The following is a 15178-nucleotide window of genomic DNA, read 5'->3' on the forward strand; positions in this document are numbered from 1 at the left end:
CATCTCTCCTCACTAATAAATAATGCACTACCAATCAGTAAGCACACATGAGCAACTTTTATCTCAAAGTTCAACACATTGAAAAACTTTGTTTATTTCAACTCAGTTGGGGAAAAGGACAGCAGCTAAATGTGACAATTCCCTATCCTCAAAATCTCACCATACTTTATCAAGATTGGCAACGTTCCTATCTAAATTATTACAAAAATTACAAAACACAATCAGTACGTGGTCGGATAGCAGATAGTGGTGTAATTTCTACTCCTCCGACTGATTGGCAGGCAAAATTAGTGCAAGCGGAAGCTAAATTTTTGTTGGAATTTCATAAATGGTTGCGTTGTGGAGAATTATATGAAATTCGTATGGCTTTGGCTAATGTAGTAGGAGAAAAAGAAAAAATAGAAACCCCTGCTCAATCACCCCAGATTACAAATCTTTTTGTTACTTGTAACACCATAGATTTAGAACGCTTTCCTTGGGAATCCTGGGAAATTGGTACAGAATTTGCACTTTCTTCTGGTAAAATTCGCATTGTTCGTACTCCTGTAAATATTCATCAAGGATTTGCACAGAAAAATACTCGGCTTACTCGTAAAGTTAGAGTATTAGCAATTTTAGGTGATGAAACTGGCTTAGATTTCAAAGCTGAGAAGCAAGCAATGCGTCAATTTAAAAATATAATTGATGTCAAATTTGTGGGTTTACAGCCAGAAACAAGTATTGCAGATTTAAAAACTAAAATTAAAGATGCTCTTACCTCAGAATCAGGTTGGGATATCTTATTTTTTGCTGGACACAGTAATGAAAATAATATCACAGGAGGAGAAATTAGTATTGCAAAAAACGTTACTTTATCGATTAGTGAAATTGCACCATTATTAAGTATTGCAGTAGAACGTGGGTTACAATTTGCAATTTTTAATTCCTGCAATGGTTTGAATATTGCTAACTCTCTAATTGACTTGGGTTTGAGTCAAGTTGCTGTGATGCGTGAACCAGTTCATAATGCGGTAGCAGGGGAATTTTTACTACACTTTTTACAAGCTTTGGCGGAATTTAAGGATGTTCACGAAGCTTTATTATTAGCCTCGCAATATTTGAAGACAGAGAAAAATCTTACATATCCCAGTGCTTATTTAATTCCTTCTTTATTTCGTCATCCAGAAGCACCTTTATTTAAGGTTGAACCATTTGGTATTAAACAAAGACTCAAAAATATTATTCCCGCTCAAAAAGAAGGCATAGCACTTACAGCTTTATTATTAATTAGCTTACAAATTCCCATACAAAATCACTTATTAGGACGCAGATTGTGGGTACAATCTCTCTATCGTCAACTAACAGGAAAAGTTGCAAAGCAGGATATTCCTCCTGTTTTACTAGTACAAATAGACGACGAATCAATTAAAAAGTCTAAAGGTAAAATTAGTAACCCTAGACCGATGAACCGTGAATATATTGCGAGTTTAGTCAATAAGCTAACAGATAGGAGCGCGAAAATAATTGGGATTGACTTTGTATTAGATCGACACCAACCTCAAAATGATAAAATTTTAGCTCAAGCAATCAAAACAGGGGTTAATAAATCTCCTAATCCAACTTGGTTTATCTTCGCAGGAGAAGAATCTGATGCTGGAGTTTGGCAGACTGTTATACCAGAAATTGCTAGTTCCAATTGGAGTTTAGATGGGGAAATTGAAATCTTATTTTGTGATGAAATCCAGCGTATACCTTGTTATATAACACTGTTACCATCGTCGGGCAATAATTCAAAACCTTTTCCTTTTGCGGGTATATTGGCTTTATCGCATCAATTACAATCTTCTACTAATAATTTAAGCAAAGATAATAAAAATAACCTTCAAATTCCCCAACCAAAATTAGATAGTCAAAGTAATTTTTGGCAGCAGTTAAATAGCCATCTTAACAAGAATAAACAGAATATCCGAGAGAATACGATTTTGAATTCACCTCGTTCTCGGTTGCAACCAATCACAGATTACAGTACTATCCTTTCCCAAATGTGGCTGCATCCGATTATTGATTTTTCTATTCCTCCCAATCAAGTATATGAATCCGTCCCTGCGTGGAAATTGTTAGAACAAGATAGTAAAAATCTACCTTTAGCGAACCTACAAAAACAAGTAGTTATCATTGCAGCAGGGGGATATGATGAAGCGGGAATGTCGATGGATAAAGAAGATAATTTTGATGTACCCCCAGCACTAGATTTTTGGCGACTTCAACAGGGAAACAATAGCAAAATCATACCTGGTGGAGAAGTTCATGCCTATATGGTGCATCATTTTCTTACGCAGAGATTGGTTATACCTATTCCCGATGTTTGGATATTGGGGATTGCTGTCTTGATGGGAAAATATCTCTACTTTTTATTACGCAAACATTCCCACTATCGCTGGCAATGGCTGATACTACTTTCTTTACTAACAGTCGTTTATGGAATTATTAGTTTGGAAATATACATATCATCCCGAGCAATTGTAATACCTTGGTTTTTACCATCTGCGACTGTTTGGACATATTTCACATCAGCTTTTTTACGGAGAAAGGTTTATGAATAATTACAACTGGATTTTACCCAGCTTGTTGATATCTGCGATGACTGCTACATTTATCCCTGTTTTGCCCAATCAAGTATCCCACGCAGAAAAGCGTCCAGTACAACCGTCTTTTTCTTGGTGGAATATTTTTCGGAGGAAACCTCCCGTGGGAAGCGGAACAGGTGGATCGCGTCCAACGATAAATGGTGTTTGTATTGCTGCACCAGATCGTGGTGAAACTATTTGGAGCGATCGCCCGTTTATAATTTGGCAAGGGAATCTGAAAAAAATCGGACTTTCTCAAGGTATTCCCGATGCGAGTGCGACTGACAATATCCAAACAGGACAGCTTTATGCAACTTATACAGGGAATCCCTTGCAACTTGGTCAAACTTACCGTTGGTTAGTAGCAGTTATTGACCAATCGTGGACAGGAAATATTGCGTTTAAAATCATGGAACCCCAGCAAAGACAGCGCATTACCAATGATTTGCAGAATTTGGAACAGCAAGAAAAAGCTAAGGGAACAAGTGCTGAGGGGATAGCGTTTGTAAAAGCGGAGTATTTTTTAGCACAAGATCCACCATTGCGCTCAGATGCTTTGCAGCAAGCTTACTCGGTGGACAAACCTTCACCAGAGTTAGTCAAAACGCGGGAAGAGATTGTTAAGTCTTTGTGTAGTCCTGATGCATCTGGACATTAAAAATCTGTAGTGCAAGGCTCTTACTGAGGTTTTTGAGTAGTTAAAAAGATGCTTGCATCATAATGGCACTTTTTGAATGCTCAAAAAGCATAACCTCATTTGCCTAAGACATACCAGTCTTTTTAGGAGATATTTATTCAAGGGTTTGAAAAATGCGTAAAAGTCTGAGTTGCTTTAAATACCAATCTAATAATGCTTATAAAGCCAAAAATAAATTATCAATATTGGTTTATCAGGCTACCTTGATTACTTTCTTAAGCTCCTTTTGTTTAGCAGATGTTGCAGATTCACATACAAAGGGTACAATGCAACAGATTACACAGGTACAAAGGATTTCAGAAACTAGGAATGAAGGAGCGCAACTCAATCGAAGAGGTCTCCAGCAATTAAACACAGGTCAGTTTCGACAAGCTTTGCAGTCCTTTGAGAAAGCATTAGTTATTTTTAAAAATATTAGAGATGAACAAGGTAAAGGGGCTATCTTAAACAATATTGGGGAAGTTTACCGCAATCTAGGACAGTATAGTAAAGCCTTGGAATTCTATCAGCAATCTTTAGGCATTCGTCAAAAAATTAGTGATATAGAAGGTAAAGCTGCAACTCTCAACAATATTGGCTTGCTTTACAACGGTTTAGGACAGTATGATGAAGCATTGAAATACTATCAGCAAGCTTTAGCTGTTGTCAAACAAATTAGCAACACAGTTGGTAAAGGAAGAGTTTTTAACAACATTGGGTTGGCTTACGACAATTTGAAAGAATATGATAAAGCTTTGGAGTACTATCAAAAAGCGTTAGATATTGCTAGAGAAATTGACGATAAAGCAGGTCAAGGGCAAACTCTAAACAACATTGGGGCAGTTTACAGTAGTTTACAACAGTATGCGAAAGCCTTGGAGTCATTTCAGCAAGCTGTAGTCATACTTAAAACAATCAACGATATAGCAGATGTAGGACAAACTCTTAACAACATCGGATTTGTTTATAAAAAACAAGGACAGTATGCTAAAGCTTTAGACTACTATCAGCAAGCCTTGGCTATTCGTCAACGAATTGGTGATACAGTTGGCGAAGGACTAACTCTCAATAATATTGGCGCAGCTTACAACAGTTTGGGTAGTTATGCTGATGCAGAAAAAACTTTATTAGCAGCTATTGAGGTTTGGGAATCTCTGAGAACGCGGCAATTAACTGATGATCAAAAAATATCAATTTTTGAAACGCAAGCTTTCACCTACCGTTTTCTACAAGAAGCTTTGATTGGCCAAAATAAAATTACTACAGCATTAGAAATATCAGAAAGAGGTAGAGCCAGAGCATTTATTGATTTGCTAGCCTCACGCACAAAAACTTCCATAGCAGATACGGCTCCGCAATCATCCACTCCATCAATTGCTCAACTCAAAAAAATTGCTCAACAGCAAAAAGCGACATTTGTCGAATATTCCGTAATTGACAACTCAGAACTCTACATTTGGGTAGTCAAACCGACAGGAGAAATTGCTTTCAAAAAAGTAGATTTAAAATCCCTCAAAACACCTCTGAAAAAATTAGTAGAAACCAGCCGCCGTTCTCTTGGTGTTATGGGCGCTGTTGCCAAAGAACGTGGGCCGAGAATTGAAAACCCACCCCTACCAAGTCCAGAAACTCAAAAACGACGCTTACAACAACTCCACGAACTACTCATTACACCGATCGCCAATCATCTCCCCAAAAATCCGAGCGATCGCGTAATTTTTATCCCCAATGAATCCCTATTTCTCGTCCCCTTCCCAGCGCTCAAGGATGCAAACAACAAATACCTGATTGAAAAGCATACCATCCTCACCGCTCCAGCAATTCAGGTATTAAACTACACCCGTAAAAACACAGAAACATTGAATATTGCATCTCTGCAACCGGGAGATACATTACTAGTAGGGAACCCAATTATGCCAATTACAGGGATTCCCCCCGTACAACAACCTCCTTTACCGGGTACGGAAAAAGAAGCGAATAAAATAGCCCCCATCCTCAACACTCAACCTCTGATCGGTAAACAAGCAACAAAATCTGCCGTACTGCAAAAAATATCAACCGCCAAAATAATTCATTTAGCCACACATGGATTACTTTATGGCTTTGGGGAAAGAATACCAGGTGCGATCGCACTGACTCCCGATACTCCTGGTGTCAACGAAGGATTGCTCAAAACCACCGAAATAATTAACTTAAATTTGAACGCAGACTTAGTAGTTTTAAGTGCTTGCGATACTGGTGGAGGCGAAATCACAGGTGATGGAGTCGTGGGATTATCCCGTTCCTTGCTGACTGCGGGAGCAGAAAGCGTCATTGTTTCCCTGTGGGCGGTTGATGATAGTTCCACCTCAGATTTAATGGTGGAATTTTACCGCCAATTACAGCAAAATCCTGACAAAGCCAAAGCCCTACGTCAAGCAATGTTAAGCACAATGAAAAAATATCCCCATCCCATACACTGGGCGGCTTTCACCCTCATTGGCAACGCCGAATAAACGGGAATTCAAAAAAAATTTCACCAACCTGCAAAATTTTGGCATATCCTCCTTTCTCCCAGAAATACATATAACCAAGAAAGCACAAGATACTTCCAGAACGGAAAAACAATTGTAATTCACTCTGCCGAAAGTATCTAGTTTTCTTTTGCCAACATCACCCAACAATCATCAATAATTTAGGAAGCGAAAAAATGAAAAAATTCACAATAGCACTTGGCATGGCTGTATTAGGTGCGATTATTTCTAGTCCCAAAGTTTTGGCAGAAAAACTTAATCAACCAGAACCAATCCTGATTGCTCAAACTCAAACTCAACTCAAGCCACAACTACAGCCACCATCAATCAACCCTCAATCTACACATACCTACAACTCTGGAAATAGTAACAATATCGAGACCTTATTAAATCAGGCAACAGAGTATCTACAAAAGGGCAATTATGACCAAGTAATTGAGAATTGTAATCAAATTTTACAACAAGATAAAGATAATTATGGAGCTTATATACTGCGAGGTTTAGCATATATCCAACTAGAAAAGTATCAGCCCGCAGTTGATGATTTTAATCAAGCAATTCGGATTGAGCCAAATTCCCATTACTCATACTTTGGTAGAGGTTATGCTTACTTATACTTAAAAGACTACGAACAGTCACTAGCAGATTTTAATCAAGCAATCAAATTAGATTCAGACTTCGCCCACGCTTATTTCTGGCGTGGTATTGCTCAGGGGAATTTAGGTAATAAACAGGGAGCAGTTGCAGATTTAAAACAAGCGGCGGAACTGTATAAAAGAGAGGGTAAAACTGAGAATATGAAGACAGCACTTGACCTGCTAAAGCAAATTAGTTAATGCAAATATTAAGCCCAGATTCCCATCTGTTTGGAGGGGAATCTGTAGCACTCGCATTTGTGATTACTGAGTTTTATGGTAATTTAAGCAGAAATACGGATAAAGCGGGTGCGTTACGTCAAGCGATGCTGGAAACGATGAATAAAGTATCCAAATCCTCGCGATTGGGCTGGTTTTACTTTGGTTGGTTTGTTGTAGTGGGGGTATGGCTATGCGTTCCTGCAAAGTTGGGTTAGGTGTTTTGGTTTGTCTGTTGGCTGTTGTTTCGACTTCCTTGGGTTCTAGTTTGCCGATGGTGTTTACTGAATCGCCAGTTTTGGCGCAGACGCTGGATGCACGGAAAGCGGAAGCTGATAGATTATTTCTGCAAGGTATTGAGCAGCTTAAAAAAAATCAACTTGAAGCAGCATTACAATCTTTTCAACAAGCACTAAAAATCTACCGAGAAATAAAAGATCGTAAAGCTGAAGGTAACGCTCTGGGAAATCTCGGTATTACTTACTTATCGATGAAAAACTATCCAAAAGCGATTGAGTATTTGGAAGAAGGTTTTATACTCGCTAAAGAAACAAAAAATCGTAAATTACAATCTGAAGTCCTTCCGTCAATACTATTTATTCAACGACTAAACGACAGGCGTTTTGCAGAAGCCAATTTACTGTTAGATCAAAGCGTTTTAATGTCCAACACTAGCCAATTTAAAGCTGCTATAGAATTAAATCAACAAGCTCTAAAAATATATCGAGAAATAAAAGAACCAATTAGCGAAGCGACCGCCTTAAACAATATAGGAATCAATGATGTTTTCCTGGGAAATTATGAACGGGGAATTGGTTATATTGAGCAATCTTTAGCTATGGCCAGAAAAAATAGTGACCCCCTCAACGAAAATCGAGCATTAGGTAATTTAGGAATTGCTTACCGTAGAAAGGGAGATTATCCAAAAGCTATTTATTATTTTCAACAGCAACTAGCGATCGCACGAGAAATTGAAGACAGCTTAAGTGAATTAAAAGTATTAGCTAATCTAGGGAATGTTTATCAAAACCAGGAAGACTACGAACAAGCTATTAGTTATCACGAGCAGTCTTTAGCGATCGCACGAAAAATGTATAACCGCTTACAGGAAGGAATGGCAATAGGTAATATCGGACATTCTTACAGTCTAATAGGAAATTACGGAAAAGCTATTGAACTCATACAACAAAGCATAGCGATTGCAGAAGAAGTCAATAACCCTTATGGCAAGCAACTAAATTTGTCAATTCTAGGAAGTATTTATCATTCTTTCGGAGAATATTCTAAAGCAAAAGAATATTATTTAAAGAGCTTAGAAATTGCAAAGCAAATAGGCGATCGTGAAGCTGAAGCTGGAGTTTTAGGGGACATAGGATATGTATATAATTCTCAGGGAGACCACAAAACAGCAATTAGTTACCATGAGCAGCATTTAGCAATTGCCAGAGCAATTAGCAACCCTGCCAGTGAAAGTCAAGCATTATCTGATTTGGGAGGTAGTTATTTTTATTTAGGATACTTTATAAAAGCTATTGATTACTATGAACAATCTTTAGATATTGCACGAGCAATGAAAGTCTCCGAATCAGGTGGATTAATGAATTTGGGTAATATTTACGATGCATTGGGAGATAGTACTAAAGCAATTGACTACTTACAGCAAAGTGTAGCAATTGAGAGAAAGACAAACACATTTGTAGGTTTGGGTAAAGCCTTACATAACCTTGGAGTCGCTTTTAAAAATCAAGGAAATCTCCTAGCAGCAGAAAAAGCACTAACTGAGGCAATTCAAGTAAGGGAATCTATAAGAGTAAATAGTGGTAATAACTTGAATCGAGTCTTAGTTTTTGATACTTTAGCTAACACATATCGCATCCTACAAGAAGTCCTTGTCGCACAAAATAAAACAGATGCAGCTTTAGAAATTTCCGAAGCAGGTAGAGCGAGAGCTTTGGTGGATTCGTTAGCAAAATTTGATAATTATAATCAAACTCAGCCGAAACAATACCAATTAAAAATTGAACAGATCAAACAAGTCGCTAAAACTCAAAATTCGACTATTGTTCAATATTCAACTATTAATTATAAATCCCAAGTTGAAGGTCAAGTCAAAACTGAAGAATCAGAACTTTATATTTGGGTAATCAAACCCACGGGTGAAGTCACATTCCGCAAAGCCGATTTTAAAGCATTATGGCAGAAAGACAAGACAAATTTAGAACAATTAGTTCAAATCAGCCGTCAATCAATTGGTGTCAGAGGTGCAAAAATGGAAAACCCACCTCCACCAAATCCAGAAAACCAGAAAAAACGCTTACAAAAACTCCACGAAATATTAATCTCACCCATCGCTGACCTATTGCCCAAAAAAGAAACCGATAAAGTAGTATTCATCCCTCAAAGCTCATTATTTCTAGTTCCCTTCCCTGCATTGCAAGATAAAAATGGCAAATACCTGATAGAAAAACATACCATCCTCACATCTCCATCAATTCAGGTTTTAGATTTAACTAAAAAACAATATCAAAAACTTGGCAACCAACCCCTACAGAGTAAGAATATGCTGATTGTGGGTAATCCCATCATGCCCAAAGTCACAATAAAAATTGGCGACAACCAACAAAAATTACCACCTTTACCTGAAGCAGAAAAAGAAGCAAAAGCCATTGCTAATTTATTTAAAACTCAACCCTTAATTGGTAAACAAGCTACAGAATCCACCGTAGTTCAACGCTTACCCCAAGCACAAATTATTCACTTTGCCACCCACGGATTATTTGATGATATTCGCGGTTTAGACAGTTCCATCGCTCTCACACCAGAAAATCCTAACTCCCTTTCATCCCCCCTCAGCAAAGAAGAGCAAAAACGCGATGGACTCCTAACCGCAGAAGAAATTTTTGGCTTGGAACTCAAAGCTAATTTAGTAGTTCTCAGTGCTTGCGATACAGGTAGAGGAAGAATTACAGGGGATGGTGTGATCGGTTTATCTCGCTCTTTTATTAGTGCAGGAGTACCAAGCGTCATCGTCTCCCTATGGTCAGTAGATGATGGTTCAACTGCATTTTTAATGACTGAATTTTATCAAAATTTACAACAAAAAATGGATAAAGCCACAGCATTAAGAAAAGCCATGCTCGACACCAAGAAAAAATATTCAAATCCATCACAATGGGCAGCTTTTACCCTCATCGGTGAATCTCAATGACCTACCCTTGGCAACGAAATAGAAAATTTTAAAGCCTTTATCTTTACAGAAAAGAGGTCAAAACTGGCATATCCTCCCACACCCCAGAAATACAAATCACCAAACAATCTAAAATCCAAAATCACCATGTCCTACATCAAACGCCGTCAATTTATCCAATTCGCTGGTTCTGCTTTAGCCACAATGGGTATCAGCCAGTTAGAAATTATGCGTCAAGGAGAACGTTACGCAAAAGCCCTAGCACAAGATACACCCCGCAAACTGGCGTTACTGGTGGGAATAAACGATTATAAAAATGGCATACCGCCTCTACAAGGTTGCTTAACCGATGTTTCCTTACAACAGGAGTTACTAATCAACCGCTTTGGTTTTAACGAAAAAAATATTCTGACTTTAACCGACTCACAAGCTACACGCCAAGGAATTTTACAAGCATTTGACGAACACCTCATCAAGCAAGCCAAACCGGGTGATGTAGTGGTATTTCACTTTTCCGGACATGGTTCGCGGGTACTAGATAAAGACAAAGATATGCCCGATGGGCTCAACGGTACAATTGTCCCAATTGATAGTTCCTTACCTCCAAATGGTGGTGTGGTGAAAGATATCATGGGACACACGCTGTTTTTACTCATGTATGCATTGCAAACTGCAAACGTCACTGTGGTGTTAGATTGCTGTCATTCAGGGGGTACGAAACGAGGAAATTTTGCTGTTCGTTCCCGCGATGGTGGAAGTAATTTCTTACCCAGTAAAGCAGAATATGAGGAACAGGGTAAATGGTTGGCGAAAGCCGAACCCAGACTTACACCAACAGAATTTATCAACAAACGCCGCCAAAATGTTGCTAAAGGAATTGTAATTGCAGCTGCAAAACGCGACCAATTTGCTTGTGATAGTCAATTTAGTGATTTCAGTGCAGGGGCTTTTACTTATACTTTAACTCAATATCTTTGGCAGTTAAATAGAAATGAATCTTTCGCAAGAACTTTTACAAGTGTTAGCCGCAATGCTCAGAATCTCGCATTGCACAGAGGAGGTTTTCAAGAAGCAGAAATAGAAACGAATATCACAAACTCTAACTCCCCATTATACTTTTTACCACCTACACCAATTCCTGCAGAAGCCGTAGTCACAGGTGTGAATAGCAATCAAGTAAATTTATGGTTGGGTGGAATCGAATCCCAAAGTATAGAAGGTTTTAATAAAAGTGCAATTTTAACAGTTGTCGATGAAAAAGGAGAACCACACGGACAAGTACAAATTGAATCCCGTAATGGCTTATTTGCTAAAGGTAAATTACTCAACACTACACGCGCACAAACACCATTAGCAAAAGGAACTCTTTTACAAGAGCGTATACGCAGTATCCCGAAAAATATAACTTTAAAAATCGGACTTGATGATAGTTCTCTTGATAGAAATACTATTGCTCAAGCAAAACAAGCATTACAAGCAATACCCAGTATTGAAGCCTTACCTCTGCGACAAAAAGAAGTGCAATATATATTTGGCAGGATGACTCAAGCCAAATATCAGGAATTACAGAAACAAAAAATCCCAAATTTACCTACGGTGGGTAGCTTTGGTTTATTTACACCTACATTAGATGCAATTATTGTTAACTCTTTTGGCGATGCTGGAGAAACAATAAATGCCGCAGTTAAACGCTTACAATCGAAACTTCAATCATTCTGGGCTACTCGAGTTGTTAAAGATATTCTGGGTAACAAAAATACATCAAAAATTAATATTTCCGTTTCGATGATTATTGCTGATACTCAAGAACCTCTCGCCAAGACTTTTACACCTCGGGGAGCCAAACTAAATAATGATACTGGAAGCGAATCAACACCAAGCAAACCAGTAAATATTTCTGATTCTGGAATACCAAAATTACCCTTGGAAACAAAAATTGCCTTCCATGTTGATAATAAAGAATCAGTGCCCCTTTACGTCAGTATTTTAGGCATAGATAGCGCTGGTGAAATAGGAATTCTCTTCCCCTATGATTGGTCAGAAGAACCCATATTAGCCGCATCAATAGAAGCTACAAGTAAAGTATTAATTCCCAAAGCCGAACATCAACGTAGCGGAACAAGGATAAACATTGGCAAGCCATTGGGCTTTTCAGAAATACTTATCATCGCCAGTCCAACACCATTACGGGATTTACTTGATAATCTACAAAAACTTGCAGATTCCCAAAGACAAGCTGGTAAACGCAGCCTCATAACAGCAACCGGAGATGAATTTTTAGGTTTAACTAATAATTTGCTTGATGATTTAGACAGAAGCACTCGCGGTGGAATCGTTGTTGAAAATATTCAACTTCCAGAGGGAGAACGTGGGGTTGATACAAATAAGTTAGCTGTGATGTCGATTCCATTTGAAGTGGTGAGTTAATCAGATTGAGTAAACTTACAGTATTATTGTTTTATTTGTGGGAGGTCAGGTATTTTACCTAACCTCATTTATTTCAATTCACATTTAAAAAGCAACGGTTCATCTAGAAGGAGTGGATCGAACTTTCTCACGTAATAAAAGTCCAGGTTTTAGTGATATAGATGTTGGAGATTCTAGCAATTTTGCATATCCCACCAATCCTCTACGGCTTTCAAGCTTAACTATTCCTTGCTGCTGACCTTCAGCATTGATGATTTCAAAAACAGCACTTTTATTCAAGTTCTCCAAATTTTTTAGATTAACACCACCAAGCCAAATTTCTATTTGATTTTCCTTAACTTGAGTAATTACCGCTTCTGCCCTCGGTGTTTGTACTCCAATAAAATACATGGGACGTTGCTGATAATCACTGTTGGTTTTAACAAAAAGTACAGGCTCTTGAAAATTACCTTGCTCAAAACTCAAAGCCTGGACATTGCGAGCAATATTCACAAATGATTCACCCAAAGTTAGATTTCCACTTTGCTGCCAGAGATACTGTGTCAAAGTATAAGTAAATAGTCCTGCATTAAAGTCATTAAAGCTGGCATCGATGGCAAATTGATCGCGCCTTGCACTTGCAAGCACAACTCCTTTAGGTATTCCGATTCTCCGTTGTTTTATAAATTCCTCTGCTGGCAAACCTAAACGTTGTAACCAACTTGCTTGGTAAGCCTTTTCTTCGGAGCTAACTTGAAATTTCTGCTTTAACTGAGATGATTTCAATGGGCTACTGACTAAACCACCAGAATAGATAGTATCGATGACAAAAGTCACATTTTCCGTCTTTAATGCTGCCATCAATAACCAAAGTGTGTGTCCTGTAACCTCTTTGGTGCTAGAAGAATTTTCCGATGCTAATTGACTATCAACAGCAACCAAACTACTAACAAGACCATCTGGATTATCCCGATCCGCGTCAATTACTCGTGAACCATGTCCAGAAAAGTGAAATACTACCACATCCCCTGGTTTAGCTTGCTTAATCAAATGCTCCTCAAAGGCTTGTAAGATACTTTTGCGCGTGGCTTGTTTATCAGTTAGAGTCAAAATATCTTGAGGATTAAAACCAAAGCGGTGAATTAATAACTCACGTTGCAATACAACGTCATTAACACAACCCGATAACTGAGCCACACCATCAGAGTATTCATTAATTCCTACCAATAATGCTAATTTTCGCGGTGTGTTTTGGGCATAAGCTTTAGTATCAAAAATTCCCTGTTGACTTACATCCAACTGCCCTAAACCTAATGTTGCTAATGTTGAGCTTGCGAGTAGCAGAAAATGACGGCGTTTAAATGAAGACATGATTATCCCTTAGTCTAAGTATGAGAACTAAACAGTTAGCTGTCACAATTACTGTATTTCTCAGTGACTCAAGGATATGCAAATCCTGTAATAGCAATTTCGGCAAGAACAAGCTCATTTTATTGGCGGTAAGCGTAGCCATATCGTCAGGCTTATCGCCTTGGTAGTCTCGACTTTGGCGGTGTTCGATGTGCGCCAAAATATTTCTCACTGCGATAACGCAGCCACACCCGCAACACTTGCGGTATCTGCTGTTTCTGCTCTTTAGTTAATGTGTTGTAAAGGGTCAATGCGCGCTCGCGCTCACCTCGACAAGCGGCATTTTTATGAGCATCCCAATAGCTACGAGCTACTCGAATGCGACGACAGACTTCTTTAATTAACGCTTCTCCTGTGAGCGGAGCATCTTGCTTTGCCATACTTAAATCTGCTCAATTGATAATGTCATCGTAGCGAATCAGACTTATTCTCACAATTGTAAATTGACAGTTGGTAAGCTATGCCTGTTTTTAACTGCCGACTGATTTTTTAGTTCCGAAATCACTTAATCTTTTGTTGTAGCTATTGTGTAACTATAATTTGTCAAGTATATAAATTGTATGAGTGAGCCAAAATTCCACACAATAGACCCTGAAGCTATAAAAAATATTTCTATTGAGCAGATTCAATCTCAACATCATCAAGTTTTAGAAACTGCTGACTACACTATCGCTGTACCGACAACAAATCAAACTATCCCTCACTACAATGGTATACAGCACAATGGGTCGCGTTCGATTCTCATACCCAAACTCGATGCTCCATACCGAGGTCGAATTGGCGGATGTTAATAGTTAAAGGATTTTCAATAATCCCAGCTAATACTTTTTTAATAATAGGTTTTCTACTAGATATTAAACAGTTATAATCTAAAGATTCAATATCATAATAGCCATATTTTGATTGTAGATTGGATGCTGAACTATTGCTATACGTGTAAATCCATATCTTTGATAATAACTTTCTAAAGTTGGATTATCCATAACACAGTCTATATATATCTGAGAAATTTGACGATGAAGTGCGGTTTTAATAATTTGAGGAATAACTTTTCTTCCAATCAATTTATTTTGTCTTAAATTTGTACAAAAACTTTTAATCAGCCAAATATTATCATCTGTTGTCAGTGAATGAGGATAATAATCTGGCAGGAATTTAGCGACCGAAAAAGTACATAACAAAACTCCACTTTCATTTCTAATTACAAAAGCCTCTCCTTTGAGAATATTGTGGGAGATTTTTTCTAAATCGTACCCTTTGTCCCATTGCTTTATTCCTTTGTTTTTATAATACGTAGTAGCGAATTCAAAAAGTTGACATATCTCATAAAAATCAGAAAATGTTGCTTGACATGCGAACTCTGCAAAGAGATTTGAAAGATTATACTTTTTTGTAAAATCTTTACGCTCGCTGTATATGTTTATTTCTCTCAACATTAGAGTGTGCTGAAATTTTTCTATGATAGTTTTTACATAACTTGCTTTTTAAGTAGCTATTGAGAAATATTCTCGCAATAGCTACTTAAT

11 protein-coding genes are annotated in these 15178 nt (G+C 37.9%); 8 read left to right on the forward strand and 3 right to left on the reverse strand.

The window, feature by feature from the left end; all coding sequences use genetic code 11:
- The first annotated feature begins 47 nt into the window (after positions 1 to 47).
- From AACU25_RS34475 to AACU25_RS34505, 7 genes are all read left to right on the forward strand, one after another.
- On the forward strand, positions 48 to 2582 hold the full coding sequence (locus AACU25_RS34475; protein WP_096584525.1) for a CHASE2 domain-containing protein: 2535 nt from the start codon (positions 48 to 50) through the stop codon (positions 2580 to 2582).
- Positions 2575 to 3264 (forward strand): hypothetical protein, encoded by a 690-nt coding sequence (locus tag AACU25_RS34480; RefSeq protein WP_096584528.1) that lies wholly within the window; start codon positions 2575 to 2577, stop codon positions 3262 to 3264. The genes AACU25_RS34475 and AACU25_RS34480 overlap by 8 nt, the downstream gene beginning before the upstream one ends.
- Positions 3265 to 3569: 305 nt before the next feature.
- A complete protein-coding gene (locus AACU25_RS34485; RefSeq protein ID WP_321206562.1) occupies positions 3570 to 5777 on the forward strand; it encodes a CHAT domain-containing protein in 2208 nt (735 codons plus the stop codon).
- Between the two features lie 194 nt (positions 5778 to 5971).
- On the forward strand, positions 5972 to 6631 hold the full coding sequence (locus AACU25_RS34490; RefSeq protein ID WP_096584534.1) for a tetratricopeptide repeat protein: 660 nt from the start codon (positions 5972 to 5974) through the stop codon (positions 6629 to 6631).
- Positions 6631 to 6867: a hypothetical protein gene (locus AACU25_RS34495; RefSeq protein ID WP_321206563.1), complete on the forward strand. Its 237-nt coding sequence runs from the start codon at positions 6631 to 6633 to the stop codon at positions 6865 to 6867. Before AACU25_RS34490 ends, AACU25_RS34495 begins: the two co-directional genes overlap by 1 nt.
- The gene (locus AACU25_RS34500) at positions 6843 to 9857 is read left to right on the forward strand and encodes a tetratricopeptide repeat protein (RefSeq protein ID WP_096584927.1); all 3015 of its coding nucleotides are present in this window, start codon (positions 6843 to 6845) and stop codon (positions 9855 to 9857) included. Before AACU25_RS34495 ends, AACU25_RS34500 begins: the two co-directional genes overlap by 25 nt.
- A gap of 126 nt (positions 9858 to 9983) precedes the next feature.
- Positions 9984 to 12263 carry a caspase family protein gene (locus AACU25_RS34505; protein ID WP_096584537.1) on the forward strand — a complete coding sequence of 760 codons (2280 nt, stop codon included), beginning with the start codon at positions 9984 to 9986 and terminating at the stop codon, positions 12261 to 12263.
- Positions 12264 to 12362: 99 nt separating this feature from the next.
- On the opposite strand, the gene AACU25_RS34510 is transcribed toward AACU25_RS34505, so the two are convergent.
- Both AACU25_RS34510 and AACU25_RS34515 read right to left on the reverse strand, forming a co-directional pair.
- Positions 12363 to 13613, reverse strand: a complete 1251-nt coding sequence (locus AACU25_RS34510; RefSeq protein WP_096584540.1) for a caspase family protein — start codon at positions 13611 to 13613, stop codon at positions 12363 to 12365.
- 152 nt (positions 13614 to 13765) lie between these two features.
- Positions 13766 to 14032, reverse strand: coding sequence for a Precorrin-3B methylase (locus AACU25_RS34515; RefSeq protein WP_096584543.1), 267 nt, complete (start codon positions 14030 to 14032; stop codon positions 13766 to 13768).
- 180 nt (positions 14033 to 14212) lie between these two features.
- Between AACU25_RS34515 and AACU25_RS34520 the strand changes: the two genes are divergently transcribed.
- Positions 14213 to 14443 carry a hypothetical protein gene (locus AACU25_RS34520; protein WP_199347154.1) on the forward strand — a complete coding sequence of 77 codons (231 nt, stop codon included), beginning with the start codon at positions 14213 to 14215 and terminating at the stop codon, positions 14441 to 14443.
- A 78-nt stretch (positions 14444 to 14521) separates the two neighbouring features.
- On the opposite strand, the gene AACU25_RS34525 is transcribed toward AACU25_RS34520, so the two are convergent.
- Entirely contained in the window at positions 14522 to 15088 is a 567-nt protein-coding gene (locus tag AACU25_RS34525) for a GNAT family N-acetyltransferase family protein (protein ID WP_096584546.1), read from the reverse strand.
- Positions 15089 to 15178: the final 90 nt, after the last annotated feature.

Source organism: Tolypothrix tenuis PCC 7101 (genome assembly GCF_963874875.1).
In the GTDB taxonomy this organism is placed as follows: domain Bacteria; phylum Cyanobacteriota; class Cyanobacteriia; order Cyanobacteriales; family Nostocaceae; genus Aulosira; species Aulosira tenue.

Bases quoted from the DNA above. Each gene is read 5' to 3' on its own strand.
- AACU25_RS34525 (WP_096584546.1), bottom strand. From the start codon at position 15,088: ATGTTGAGAGAAATAAACATATACAGCGAGCGTAAAGATTTTACAAAA.
- AACU25_RS34520 (WP_199347154.1), top strand. From the start codon at position 14,213: ATGAGTGAGCCAAAATTCCACACAATAGACCCTGAAGCTATAAAAAAT.
- AACU25_RS34510 (WP_096584540.1), bottom strand. From the start codon at position 13,613: ATGTCTTCATTTAAACGCCGTCATTTTCTGCTACTCGCAAGCTCAACA.
- AACU25_RS34475 (WP_096584525.1), top strand. From the start codon at position 48: ATGAGCAACTTTTATCTCAAAGTTCAACACATTGAAAAACTTTGTTTA.
- AACU25_RS34485 (WP_321206562.1), top strand. From the start codon at position 3,570: ATGCAACAGATTACACAGGTACAAAGGATTTCAGAAACTAGGAATGAA.
- AACU25_RS34515 (WP_096584543.1), bottom strand. From the start codon at position 14,032: ATGGCAAAGCAAGATGCTCCGCTCACAGGAGAAGCGTTAATTAAAGAA.
- AACU25_RS34480 (WP_096584528.1), top strand. From the start codon at position 2,575: ATGAATAATTACAACTGGATTTTACCCAGCTTGTTGATATCTGCGATG.
- AACU25_RS34505 (WP_096584537.1), top strand. From the start codon at position 9,984: ATGTCCTACATCAAACGCCGTCAATTTATCCAATTCGCTGGTTCTGCT.
- AACU25_RS34490 (WP_096584534.1), top strand. From the start codon at position 5,972: ATGAAAAAATTCACAATAGCACTTGGCATGGCTGTATTAGGTGCGATT.
- AACU25_RS34500 (WP_096584927.1), top strand. From the start codon at position 6,843: ATGCGTTCCTGCAAAGTTGGGTTAGGTGTTTTGGTTTGTCTGTTGGCT.
- AACU25_RS34495 (WP_321206563.1), top strand. From the start codon at position 6,631: ATGCAAATATTAAGCCCAGATTCCCATCTGTTTGGAGGGGAATCTGTA.